The organism is Rhizobium etli 8C-3 (genome assembly GCF_001908375.1).
Classification (GTDB): domain Bacteria; phylum Pseudomonadota; class Alphaproteobacteria; order Rhizobiales; family Rhizobiaceae; genus Rhizobium; species Rhizobium etli_B.
Genome location: NZ_CP017241.1, coordinates 1,001,786 through 1,013,557, shown reverse-complemented (window position 1 = coordinate 1,013,557; position 11,772 = coordinate 1,001,786). Strand labels below are relative to the sequence as shown.

At 60.7% G+C, this 11,772-nt stretch carries 14 protein-coding genes; 3 read left to right on the top strand and 11 right to left on the bottom strand.

Annotated features, from left to right (window positions below; all coding sequences use genetic code 11):
• The first annotated feature begins 3 nt into the window (after nucleotides 1–3).
• Nucleotides 4–903 carry a metal ABC transporter substrate-binding protein gene (locus tag AM571_RS05090; RefSeq protein WP_074060473.1) on the top strand — a complete coding sequence of 300 codons (900 nt, stop codon included), beginning with the start codon at nucleotides 4–6 and terminating at the stop codon, nucleotides 901–903.
• Nucleotides 904–921: 18 nt separating this feature from the next.
• Here AM571_RS05090 and AM571_RS05085 read toward each other — a convergent pair whose 3' ends face one another.
• Nucleotides 922–1,230 (bottom strand): Dabb family protein, encoded by a 309-nt coding sequence (locus AM571_RS05085; protein WP_074060472.1) that lies wholly within the window; start codon nucleotides 1,228–1,230, stop codon nucleotides 922–924.
• A gap of 276 nt (nucleotides 1,231–1,506) precedes the next feature.
• On the opposite strand from AM571_RS05085, the gene AM571_RS05080 reads away from it, so the two are divergent.
• Nucleotides 1,507–2,706, top strand: coding sequence for an NAD-dependent formate dehydrogenase (locus AM571_RS05080; RefSeq protein WP_074060471.1), 1,200 nt, complete (start codon nucleotides 1,507–1,509; stop codon nucleotides 2,704–2,706).
• Between the two features lie 86 nt (nucleotides 2,707–2,792).
• Here the strand turns inward: AM571_RS05080 and AM571_RS05075 are convergent, their stop codons facing one another.
• Nucleotides 2,793–3,479 (bottom strand): GntR family transcriptional regulator, encoded by a 687-nt coding sequence (locus AM571_RS05075; RefSeq protein ID WP_074060470.1) that lies wholly within the window; start codon nucleotides 3,477–3,479, stop codon nucleotides 2,793–2,795.
• A 256-nt stretch (nucleotides 3,480–3,735) separates the two neighbouring features.
• Between AM571_RS05075 and AM571_RS05070 the strand changes: the two genes are divergently transcribed.
• A complete protein-coding gene (locus AM571_RS05070) occupies nucleotides 3,736–4,515 on the top strand; it encodes an alpha/beta fold hydrolase (RefSeq protein WP_074060469.1) in 780 nt (259 codons plus the stop codon).
• A 16-nt stretch (nucleotides 4,516–4,531) separates the two neighbouring features.
• Here AM571_RS05070 and AM571_RS05065 read toward each other — a convergent pair whose 3' ends face one another.
• The 9 genes from AM571_RS05065 to ispH form a co-directional block, all read right to left on the bottom strand.
• Nucleotides 4,532–5,257, bottom strand: a complete 726-nt coding sequence (locus tag AM571_RS05065; RefSeq protein ID WP_074060468.1) for an amino acid ABC transporter ATP-binding protein — start codon at nucleotides 5,255–5,257, stop codon at nucleotides 4,532–4,534.
• Nucleotides 5,235–5,894, bottom strand: a complete 660-nt coding sequence (locus AM571_RS05060) for an amino acid ABC transporter permease (RefSeq protein ID WP_074060467.1) — start codon at nucleotides 5,892–5,894, stop codon at nucleotides 5,235–5,237. The genes AM571_RS05065 and AM571_RS05060 overlap by 23 nt, the downstream gene beginning before the upstream one ends.
• On the bottom strand, nucleotides 5,894–6,562 hold the full coding sequence (locus AM571_RS05055; protein WP_074060466.1) for an amino acid ABC transporter permease: 669 nt from the start codon (nucleotides 6,560–6,562) through the stop codon (nucleotides 5,894–5,896). Before AM571_RS05055 ends, AM571_RS05060 begins: the two co-directional genes overlap by 1 nt.
• A gap of 77 nt (nucleotides 6,563–6,639) precedes the next feature.
• Nucleotides 6,640–7,425 carry a transporter substrate-binding domain-containing protein gene (locus tag AM571_RS05050; RefSeq protein ID WP_074060465.1) on the bottom strand — a complete coding sequence of 262 codons (786 nt, stop codon included), beginning with the start codon at nucleotides 7,423–7,425 and terminating at the stop codon, nucleotides 6,640–6,642.
• A 4-nt stretch (nucleotides 7,426–7,429) separates the two neighbouring features.
• The gene (locus AM571_RS05045) at nucleotides 7,430–8,176 is read right to left on the bottom strand and encodes a GntR family transcriptional regulator (RefSeq protein WP_081377031.1); all 747 of its coding nucleotides are present in this window, start codon (nucleotides 8,174–8,176) and stop codon (nucleotides 7,430–7,432) included.
• 162 nt (nucleotides 8,177–8,338) lie between these two features.
• Nucleotides 8,339–9,142: an endonuclease/exonuclease/phosphatase family protein gene (locus AM571_RS05040; RefSeq protein WP_074060464.1), complete on the bottom strand. Its 804-nt coding sequence runs from the start codon at nucleotides 9,140–9,142 to the stop codon at nucleotides 8,339–8,341.
• Nucleotides 9,143–9,167: 25 nt separating this feature from the next.
• The gene (gene rnhA, locus AM571_RS05035) at nucleotides 9,168–9,608 is read right to left on the bottom strand and encodes a ribonuclease HI (protein WP_074060463.1); all 441 of its coding nucleotides are present in this window, start codon (nucleotides 9,606–9,608) and stop codon (nucleotides 9,168–9,170) included.
• On the bottom strand, nucleotides 9,605–10,570 hold the full coding sequence (locus tag AM571_RS05030; RefSeq protein ID WP_074060462.1) for a homoserine kinase: 966 nt from the start codon (nucleotides 10,568–10,570) through the stop codon (nucleotides 9,605–9,607). Before AM571_RS05030 ends, rnhA begins: the two co-directional genes overlap by 4 nt.
• Before the next feature lie 173 nt (nucleotides 10,571–10,743).
• A complete protein-coding gene (gene ispH, locus AM571_RS05025) occupies nucleotides 10,744–11,748 on the bottom strand; it encodes a 4-hydroxy-3-methylbut-2-enyl diphosphate reductase (RefSeq protein ID WP_074060461.1) in 1,005 nt (334 codons plus the stop codon).
• Nucleotides 11,749–11,772 lie beyond the last annotated feature (24 nt).

Here is an 11,772-nt window from a genome sequence, read left to right as displayed (position 1 = left end):
TCGATGATTCCCCGCAGACTGCTTCCTTGCGCGGCCCTTCCCGCGCTGATCGCCTTTTCGTCGGCGCCAGCCTGTGCCGAAACGCTGAAGGTGGTTGCCTCCTTCACCGTGCTTGCCGACGTCGTCAGCCAGATCGGCGGCGAGAATGTGAAAGTCACGAGCCTCGTCGGCCCGAATGGCGACCCCCATGAGTTCGAGCCGTCGCCTGCCGATGCGAAGCATCTGAAGGCCGCGCAGGTGACCTTCGTCAGCGGCGAAGGCCTGGAGGGCTGGATGGACCGGTTGATTTCCGCTTCCGGCTACAAGAAAGCGCCGGTCAACGTTTCCGAGGGCATCAAGACCCGCACCATGGAGGAGGACGGCAGGACCGTCACCGATCCCCACGTCTGGAACAGCCCAGTCAACGTGAAGGTCTGGGTCGCCAGTATTGAGAAGGCGCTGTCGGCCGCCGATCCGGCGGATGCCGGCACATTCAGGGCCAATGCCGAGCGCTACACGAAGACGCTCGACGCGCTTGACGCTTATGCCCATTCCAAGTTCGACACGCTTCCGCACGACCGGCGCAAGGTACTGACGAGCCACGACGCCTTCGGCTATTTCGGCCGCGAGTACAATGTCAGCTTCCTCGCGCCGCTGGGCATGTCAACCGAAACGGAGGCGTCTGCCGCAGAAGTCGCCAAGCTGATCGAGCAGATCAAGGCCGAACACGTGAAGAGCTACTTCTTCGAAAACTCGAACGATCCCCGCCTCGTCAGGCAGGTCGCCACGGCAACGGGTGCGGAACCTGGCGGCGAGCTTTATGTCGAATCGCTTTCGGATCAGAAGGGGCCGGCGCCGACCTACGAGAAGATGTTCCGCTACAATGTCGACCAGCTGGCCGCGGCGATGGCAAAATCGAGCTGATTGGTGCCGCAGCCTGACTCAGAGATTGAAATCAAAGACCAGGAGGCCGGCAAGGCCTCCGTCCGTCGAGGAGACGATGCGCTCGCCGACGGCCACATGCTCGGGATGCACGAGATAGGCATCTCGCGCCTCGGCATTTTCGAAGGTCACCACGAAGCCGTCGACGAAGCCGCCATGCAGCCCTTCCGGCGAGACGTTTGGACCATATCTGACATCGAGAATGCCCGGGATCACCTCCTTCAGCGCCACGACCGAAGCGAGCAATGCCTGCTTCTCCTCGCCGGTCATCGCAGCCTTCAGCCGCAGCAATACGCAATGCAGGATCATATGGTGGTCTCCAATGGCGTTGCCGGCACAATAGAGGGAACGGACCAGAGGGCAAGGGGATTGCAGCGACTTCCCGCTGCTCTACTTGAAACCGCGTCCGGCTCCTCCACCTTTCCAAATGGTGCCAATCACGAACGCGGGAGCGCTGCGAGCGAACCTGCTGGCCACAACAGATCATTCAACAGAGCACATTGCCCTGCTGTTCGTTTGCATTGACCGGCAGCTTTAAAGAATTCGAGGCCCTCCCTCTTCGTTCTCAAATGAAGGGAGATGGAAATGGCAAAGGTCGTTTGCGTCCTCTATGACGATCCGGTCGATGGATATCCGAGCGCCTATGCGCGGGATGGCCTGCCGAAACTCGAACACTATCCCGGCGGCCAGACGCTTCCTACCCCAAAAGCCGTCGATTTTCAGCCGGGCGCCCTGTTGGGCAGCGTTTCCGGCGAACTTGGCTTGAGGACGTTTCTCGAAAGCCAGGGGCACGATCTGGTCGTGACCTCGGACAAGGACGGTGCCGGCAGCGTCTTCGAACGCGAGCTTGCCGACGCCGAGATCGTCATCTCTCAGCCTTTCTGGCCCGCCTACCTGACCGCCGAGCGGATCGCCAAGGCGACCAAGCTGAAGCTCGCGATCACGGCCGGCATCGGCTCCGACCACGTCGATCTTCAGGCCGCTATGGACCGCGGCATCACCGTGGCGGAGGTGACCTACTGCAACTCAATCAGCGTATCCGAGCATGTGGTCATGATGATCCTCAGTCTCGCGCGAAACTACATCCCCTCCTACCAGTGGGTCGTGAAGGGCGGCTGGAACATAGCCGACTGCGTCGCGCGCTCGTACGATATCGAGGGCATGGAGATCGGCACGGTCGGTGCCGGTCGGATCGGCAGTGCTGTGCTTCGCCGGCTGAAGCCGTTCGATGTCAAGCTGCACTATACCGACCGCCACCGGCTTGCCGATGCAGCCGAAAAAGAACTCGGCGTCACCTTCCACAAGACGCCAGCCGAGATGGTGCCTGTCTGTGATGTCGTCACGATCAACGCGCCACTGCATCCGGAGACGGAAAACCTCTTCGACGAAGCGATGATCGCCAAGATGAAACGCGGCGCCTATCTGGTGAATACGGCGCGCGGCAAGATCTGCAATCGCGATGCCGTCGCGCGGGCGCTCGAGAGCGGCCAGCTTGCCGGTTATGCCGGCGACGTGTGGTTCCCGCAGCCCGCACCGAAGGACCATCCATGGCGGTCGATGCCGCATCACGGCATGACGCCGCATATTTCGGGTTCGTCGCTCTCCGCTCAGGCGCGCTACGCCGCCGGCACGCGGGAAATTCTCGAATGCTGGTTCGAAGGCAAGCCTATTCGCGAGGAATATCTGATCGTCGACGGCGGCAAACTCGCCGGCGCCGGTGCTCATTCCTACAGCGCCGGAGACGCGACGGGCGGATCCGAAGAGGCCGCGCGGTTCAAGAGCTGAAGGCACTGTTGCTCAAAAGCCCCGACCGGCTCTCGTTGCTTGCCGAGAGCCGGATCGGTTGCAGGCATGCGTGATGGTCAGGATTGTTATGCCGACTTGTTCGCTTCGATGAAACGACCGAGCGCTGTGGCAGCGTTCAGCATATGTGCTCGCATGCGCCGAGATGCCATTTCACCGTCGCCTTCCGCGATCGCCTGCATGATGGCATCGTGCTCGTCACGGGATTTACGCATCCGATCGCCTTGCCGAAGTTGCGTGCGCCGAAAGGCATTCAGCCGGGTGCGCACCGCAATCGCTTGTTCGGCAAGAAAACCGTTGTGGGTCGCGCGATAGATCGTCTCATGGAATTCGCGGTTGAACGCATCATAGGCGTCAAAATCACCCTTCTCGACAACCTCCCGGGACAGGTCGTGCAAGCCGATCAGGTGGCTTCGCTCGAGCGGAGTCATGCGGTAGGTCGCAAGCCGCACGCACATGGCCTCGATCTCGGCCGACGTCTCGAACATGTCCATGATGCGTTCGGGGGTCATGCGAGCCACGACGACGCCACGCCGTGCGCGAACTTCGACGAGCCCGCTGACCGCCAATTGACGCAGCGCTTCTCGAACCGGAGTGCGGGAGGCGCCGAAACGGTCGGCAAGCTGCTGTTCGTCCAGCGAAGCACCCGCTGTCAGCATGCCCGCAGCGATCTCATCCGTCAGTGCGTTGCGAATGCGATCAGACAGGAGCTCCCGATCAGCGACATCATCTGCAGCGTCTGATCCCTTGACCATGCATCGTCCTGACTGTTCGGGTTGCTTTGTGGCGCGATGATGCAACACCGGGTAATCGCATACAAGATCGTTATCACGGAACTGTTACGCACTCAATTCTTGAGAACGATCCACTTATGAAATACACAATACTAGTGCATCAGCCATAATGCATACGCAAGCTCAAAATTTTAATGCGGAGTTGAGGCGCTCTCGCAGCCACACTTGGGACCCTTTTGAAGCAAGCTTGAAACTGTTCGACTGAGAAGGAAGCCAGATGATGATGACAAGACGTGCTTTCTCCACCGCAATGGTTGCCGGCGCGGCCAGCTCCCTTCTCTCAAATCGAAGCATTGCCGCGCCCGCTGGCGCGGCAAAGGCCCGCAACGTCGTTTTGGCGCATGGGCTTTTTGCTGATGGATCGTGCTGGTCCGAGGTGATTGCCCGACTGCAAGCAGCCGGGTTCCATGCCACGGCCGTGCAAAATCCGCTAACGACGCTGCCAGAGGCGGTATCCGCCGTTGAGCGGGTGCTGGCACGGCAGGATGGTCCGACGGTTCTGGTGGGGCATTCCTTCGCGGGGATGATCATAACTGAAGCTGGTATGCATCCGAACGTGTCGGCACTCGTCTATGTCGCAGCCCGGGCACCGGATGCGGACGAGGATTACACCGCACTGGCCAAGACATTTCCCGCGCCGCCGGCCGCCGCAGGCATCGTCTTCGATGATGACGAAGGACAGCTCAGCGAGGCGGCATTCCTGCGTGATTTCGCGGGCGATCTCCCGGAAGCAAGGGCGAAGGTGCTTTATGCAGTCCAGGCGCCCTTCAAAAAGAACCTCCTTACGGGCAAGACCTCCCAGGCGGCCTGGCGTTCAAAGCCAAGCTGGTATGCCGTTTCGACGGAAGATCGCACGATCAATCCTGATCTCGAACGCTTCATGGCCAAGCGCATGGGAGCAAGGACCATCGAACTGAAGGCAAGCCACCTCTCGCTGATTTCCCACCCGGACGAGATCACCCAACTGATCATCGAGGCCGCGGGACGGCGCACGTGATCTGGCCGCAGTCCCTTCAATGCACGCCGAGGAACTGCTTGAGCTCGGCGGTCTTCGGGCTGGCGAAGACATCTTCCGGCCGACCGATTTCGTGGACCCGGCCCTGGTGCATGAAGACGACGCGGCTGCAGACGTCGCGGGCGAATTTCATCTCGTGCGTCACCATCAGCAAGGTCATGCCCTCGGCGGCAAGCTCTCGCACGACGGCGAGAACCTCGGCGACGAGTTCCGGGTCGAGCGCGGACGTGATCTCGTCGCACAGCAGCGCGATCGGCTGCATGGCAAGCGCCCGGGCAATCGCGACACGCTGCTGCTGGCCGCCGGACAGCTCGTCGGGATAGGCATCGAACTTGTGGCCCAGACCGACGCGGTCGAGCATCTTGCGGGCGACCGCTTCCGCCTCTGCCTTCGGCGTCTTTTTGACCACCGACTGCGACAGCATGACATTGCCGCCAGCCGTCAGGTGCGGAAAGAGATTGAACTGCTGGAAGATCATGCCGACCTTCAGCCTGAGCGCCTTCAGATGCAACTCGTCGTCCAGAAGCTGGGCGCCGGCCACCGAGATGGAGCCTTTGGTGATCGTCTCAAGGCCGTTGATACAGCGCAGCAGCGTTGATTTTCCCGAGCCGCTCTTGCCGATGATGGCAATGACCTCGCCCGGCTCCACATCCAGGTTGATGCCCTTCAGCACCTCGTTCGTGCCGTAGCTCTTGCGGACTTCAGTGATTTCGATGAGCGACATTGAGCTTCCTTTCGAGGATCTGGCTGCTCTTCGACAGAGGCCAGCAAAGCGCAAAATAGATAAGGGCGACGAGCCCGTAGACGGTGAAGGGCTGGAAGGTGGCGTTGGTGACGACGGTGCCTGCCTTCGACAGTTCGACGAAGCCGATGATCGATGTGAGCGCCGTCCCCTTGACCACCTGGACGGAGAAGCCGACCGTCGGCGGCACGGCGACCTTCAGCGCCTGCGGCAGGATGACATAGCGCATCTGCTGCAGCCGTCCCATGCCGAGGCTGGCGGAGGCTTCCCATTGACCCTTCCCGACCGCTTCGACGCAGCCGCGCCAGATTTCGGCGAGGAAGGCGGCAGTCCAGAGGATCAACGCCAGGCCGGCGGCAAGCCAGGCCGGCACGTCGATGCCGAAAAGGCCGAGACCGAAAAAGGCAATGAAGAGCTGCATCAGGAGCGGCGTGCCTTGAAAAAGCTCGATGTAATATTTTGCAAGCGCCCGCAGCGACCTGCGCTTGCTGATACGCAGAAAGAGCAGGCCGAGCCCGACAGCGCCGCCCCCGATGAAGGAAACGAGCGAGAGCAGAACCGTCCAGCGCGCGGCGAGCAGCAGGTTACGCAGGATATCCCAGAGTGTGAACTCGATCATCAGACAAGCCTCCTCGGAAAGATGAACCCACCGGCGACCGCCAAAAGCTGCCGCAGCAGGATCGCCAGCGCCAGATAGATGGCCGTCGAGACGATGTAGGCTTCGAAGGCACGGAATGTTCGCGACTGGATGAAGTTGGCGGCGAAGGTCAGATCTTCGGCGGCGATCTGCGACACGACGGAGGAGCCGAGCATGACGATCACCACCTGCGAGGAGAGTGCCGGCCAGATGCGCTGGAGCGACGGCACCAGAACGACGTGTCTGAAGGTTTCGAAGGGCGTCATGGCGAGGCTTGCGCCCGCCTCGAACTGCCCCTTCGGCGTCGCCTGGATGCCGGCGCGAATGATCTCGCAGCTATAGGCCCCGAGGTTGACGATCATGGCGAGATTGGCGGCCGTCAGCTCAGATAGCTGCAGACCGAGTGACGGCAGGCCGAAGAAGATGAAGAAGAGCTGGATCAGGAACGGGGTATTGCGGATCAGCTCGACATAGGCCGCAACGACCGGCTTCAGCCACGCCGGGCCCAGCGCGCGCACCCAGGCACAGAAGGTACCGAGTAAAATGCCGAGCACGCCACCGATCGAGATGAGCTCGATGGTGATCACGATGCCCTTGACGATCTGCGGGTAATATTGAAGCAGCCAACTGAATTCGAAATGGTAGCTCAAGACACTGTCCCCTCTTTGAATACCGACGGCGGGTAGTCACCCCGCAGCGGCGGGATGACCATGCTCGACCGGTTTTTTTAGAGGTCTTTCGGAAGGTCTGCGCCGAGCCACTTCTGGGCAATGGCATTCAGCGAACCATCGGTCTTGGCGGCGGCAATGATGCCGTTCACCTTTTCGAGAAGCGCAGGCTGCTCCTTGCTGAGGCCGATGTAGCAGGGCGAGTTCTTGATCAGGAACTTCAGTTCGGGCCGCTTCGGGGGGTTCTTGGCCAGGATGGCGGCGGCAACGACATTGCCGGTTGCAACAGCCTCGACCTGACCGGAGAGGAAAGCGGAAATCGTGCCGTTGTTATCCTCGTAGCGCTTGATCGTGACATCGGCAGACGCGATCTTCGTCAGTTCGAGGTCTTCGACGGCGCCGCGGGTGACGCCGATCGTCTTGCCGGCAAGATCTTCGACCTTGGCCACGGAAAGATCGCCTGGTGCGAACACGCCGTTATAGAAGGGAGCATAGGCCGCCGAGAAATCGATGACCTTTTCACGGTCCGGATTCTTGCCGAGGCTTGAAATAACCAGATCGACCTTGTTCGTCTGCAGATAGGGAATGCGGTTGGCGCTGGTCACCGGCACGAGTTCGGTCTTGACGCCGATTTTTTCGGCAATCAGATTGGCCATGTCGATGTCATAGCCCATCGGCGCCATGTCGGTTCCGACGCTGCCGAAGGGCGGAAAATCCTGCGGGACGGCAACGCGCAACGTGCCGCGCGCGGTGATGTCGGCAAGCGCATCGGCATGGCAGACGGAGCCAAAGCTGGCGGCGGCTGCAAGGGTTGCGATTGCAAAGAATGTTCTTCTTGTCAGCATATGTTCATTTCTCCTTTGAAGTTGCGGTTTTTCGTGTTTCTGCCGGTTGGGAAGACACGGTCCTGGGAGGGAGCGACAGGGAACTGCGCAATTCCGAGAGCGGGTCCGGGCGGGTCGTGAGGTCCAGGCCCGTTTCCACCTCGTCCAGGTGTTCGACCGAGAGCTCGGCGGCCTTGACGAAATTGCCTGCGGCCATCGCCTCGAAGATGCGGCAGTGCCCGTCATGAGACTGCACTGCGTGAAATTCCGACTGATAGAGCATCGAAATCAGGATCGTCCTGGCGGTAAGATCGCGCAGGATGTCGACAAGGATCGGGTTTTCGCCGAGTTCGGCAATGCGGATATGAAAGTCACCCATGAGGCAGGTGAGGCGCTGGCGGTCGCCTGCAGCCATCGCAGCCTTTTCCTCCTCGAGGTGGCAGACGAGAACCTTACGGCCCTCGTCCGTCAGGGCGCGCATGCCGCGCAGCAGGCCTGATTCGATGGCGCGCCTTGCCGCATAGACGGTCATCGCCTCTTCGGCTGACGGCTCGACTACAAACCAGCCTCGCCGCGGGCTCACGGTGACGATGCCGCGCGTTTCGAGCCTCATCATCGCCTCACGCACACGGGTGCGCGAAACGCCGAAGACCGACGCAAGCTGGTTTTCGCTCAGCCGTGTGCCGGGCCGGATCCGGGCGGAAAGAATGCCCGAAATGATCGCCTCTTCGATGTTGCTCTGCGTGCTCTCGGATGTATGGCTATCTTGCATACAAGACGGAAAAGCAAGCCATATGCCAATTTTCGCAAATGCTTCATTTACAACGGCTTTCCCGCCTGGGCTGGGAAACAGTCCGTTGCAATGCCCACGCTTTAGGCAGTTTCGTATTCCGGCTAACGACGAGCGTCGATATCTAAGGCAACCTGCTGACCGCTACCCAATCTCCAGCAAGAGCGGCCGATGGTCGGATACTTCCGGTTCCCGGACGACGTCGAAGCTCACGACGCCGACTTCAGGCGTCACCAGCATATAGTCGGCAAAGCGCCCGTCCTTGGCATAATGCGTTGTTCTCGTATCTGTGAAGCCGCAGGAAGTGACGAGATCGGTGAGGCCTTGTGCGCCGAGCACATCGAACATCACGCTTGCGGGCAGCACGTTGAAGTCGCCGCAGACGACGAGACGCTCGCCCTTGCGCCAGATTTGCCCGATCAGGGCGACCAGCGCATCGGCTTGACCCCGGCGTGCGGGGGTATCACCCTTGCCGGCCATGTCGCGCAGGCCATGCAGATGGGCGATCGTGATGACGTGCCCGGCCTCGTAGTCGAAAAGGCGCATGGCATGGGCGTTGCGGGCGCGCGGATGTTCTCCGTAGCCATCTGCTGAAAATTCGCCATGGACGAAATCCATGGCGTGGCCGATGACGGCAATCGTCCGTCGCACGAAGGTTGCAAGACCGAACTCCGAAGGCACGCTGTTTTCGTCATCAAAAAGCTCGCCTCTCGCCGTCGGCGCAAAGAAGGCGTCATGCTCCGGAAGGACCGTCTTGATCTCGTCGAAGAGGTTGGCGCGCTGCGGCAGGATGTGGCTGCCGTCGCGATATTCAAGCCAGTCGCTCTTGACGGTGACGGAACGGGTGACCTCCTGGAGGCAGAGCACGTCCGCCTCGGCAGCCCTCAGATAGTCCATCAGCGGCAGATGCAGCTTGCCGCCCCAGACATTCAGCGAGATGATGCGCAATATCGCCTCCCCCGGATTTGCCGCCCTACCGCTTCTTGAAGGGCGCCATTCCCATGCGTGCCAGTTCGTCGGCGCGCTCGTTCTGCGGATGGCCGGCATGGCCCTTGATCCAGTGGAGCGTCACTTTGTGCTTGTTGCGAGCCTCCTCGAGCGCCTGCCAGAGCTCGGCATTCTTCACCGGTTTCTTGTCCGAAGTCTTCCAGCCGTTCTTCTTCCAGCCGAAGATCCACTTGGAAATCCCGTCCTTGACGTAGGCGCTGTCGGTATAAAGGTCGACCTCGCAGGGCGTCTTCAGCGCCGAGAGCGCCGAAATCGCCGCCATCAACTCCATGCGGTTATTGGTCGTCTCCGCCTCGCCGCCGGAGAGTTCCTTTTCGATGTCGCCATAGCGCAGGATCGCGCCCCAACCACCAGGACCGGGATTGCCCGAGCACGCACCGTCGGTGAAAATGTCGACGTGCTTCATGCCGAAAGCCCGTATTCGGCCGCCGATGCGACCTGCCGGTGGAAGCGAAGCTTGCGCAGGTATTCGAGCGGGTCCTTCTTGGTGACCATTGCACCTTCCGGCGTCGTCAGCCAGTCGTAGAGCCGGGTCAGGAAGAAACGCAGCGCAGAACCACGCGCGAGCACAGGAAGCGCGGCGAGTTCGGCACTGTCGAGCGGTCGCACACTCCGGTAGCCTTCCAGCATGGCAGTGCCCTTCGTGATGTTGTAGGCGCCGTCCTTTTCAAAGCACCAGGCATTGAGAATGATCGAGACGTCGTAAAAAAGCAGATCGTTGCAGGCGAAATAGAAGTCGATCAGGCCAGACAGCTCATCGCCGAGGAAGAAGACGTTGTCGGGAAAGAGATCGGCATGAATGATGCCGGCCGGAAGGTCCTTCGGCCAGTGGGCAGTGAGGAAATCGATCTCGCCTCGGATTTCGGCGGACAAGCCCGTCTCGACTTCGTCGGCGCGCGCCTCGGACTTATCCCAAAGCAACTTCCAGCCCTCCAGCGACAGCGCGTTCGGCCTCTTCAGTTCGAAACCTTCGCCGGCGATATGCATCTGAGCCAGAGCCCTGCCGACTTCGCGGCAGTGTCTGGCTTCGGGCTTGCGAAGCCACATGCCTTCGAGGAAGGAAATGAGCGCCGCCGGACGATCCGAAAGCGTGCCGAGCAGCGCACCGTCCTTGCGCGGCAGCGGCAGAGGGCAGGATACGCCGCGCGCGGCGAGATGCTGCATCAGGCCGAGGAAGAACGGCAGGTCGGCTTTTTCGACGCGCTTTTCATAAAGCGTAAGGATCAGCGGCTTTTTAGTGGTGTGCAACAGGAAGTTGGAATTTTCGACGCCTTCTGCAATCCCCTTGTAGGAAAGCAGCGTGCCGGCGTCGTACTCCGTCAAAAACCACTTCAAATCGTCTTCTGAAATATCGGTATAGACTGCCAAGGCGGGCTCTCACATTCAATACGCTAGAAGGAAGCGATGAAGCGCATGGGGAAACCCCCTCTGTACTTCGCGACATCTCCCGCACAAGGGAAAGATCGGCACAGGCAGTCTTTTCCCTGGTGAGCGAAGATGCCCGGCACGGCGAGGGAGAATAAGCGGCACGCTCCAAGCCTCTAATCCCCGTTCACAAAAGCCATGTCGGCTGTCGTCAGCTCGATGTTGCGCAGCTCCCGGTTGACCAAGAAATGCTCGTTTTCCTGCACGGTCTCTGCAAGCTCCACCCGGGCGTCGAAACGCGCCCGGAAGGCCTCGATGATCTCGTTGACGATCACTTCCGGCGCGGAGGCACCGGCCGAAAGGCCAAGCGTCGAAATCGGACCGATCTCGTTCCAGTCCAGCTCGGCGGCGCGCTGCACAAGGATCGACTTCTTCGCCCCTGCCCTCAACGCGACTTCGACAAGGCGCTTGGAGTTGGAGGAATTCGGCGCACCGACGATGATGAAGAGGTCGCAGCCGGGTGCGGCCTGCTTGACCACTTCCTGGCGGTTGGTCGTGGCATAGCAGATTGAATCGGCAGCGGGTGCCGTCAGCTTGGGGAAACGTTGCTCAAGACGCGCAATCACCCCGGCCGTGTCGTCGACCGAAAGCGTCGTCTGCGTAACGTAGCCCAGATTGTCGGGATCGGCAGGCTGATAGGCATCGGCGTCTTCAACCGTCTCGATCAGCGAGACCGAGCCCTCGGGAAGCTGACCCATCGTGCCGATGACTTCCGGATGACCGGCATGGCCGATCAGCACGACATGGCGGCCGAGGCGATTATGTCGCATCGCCTGCTTGTGAACCTTCGAAACCAGCGGACAGGTGGCATCGAGATAGAAGAGATTGCGGGCGTTCGCATCAGCCGGAACGGACTTCGGGACGCCGTGCGCGGAAAAGACGACGGGCTGGGCGCGGTGTTCGGCCGGAATTTCATCGAGTTCTTCGACGAAGACCGCACCCTTGGCCTCCAGCCCCTCAACGACGTAGCGGTTATGCACGATTTCGTGGCGGACATAGACGGGGGCGCCGTAGGACTTCAGCGCCAGCACGACGATCTGGATGGCGCGGTCGACGCCGGCGCAGAAGCCCCGCGGTCCGCAAAGCCTGATCGTCAATGGAGGTTTCGCCGCTATGTTCATGTCATGTCCGGTAATCTGGTAGGG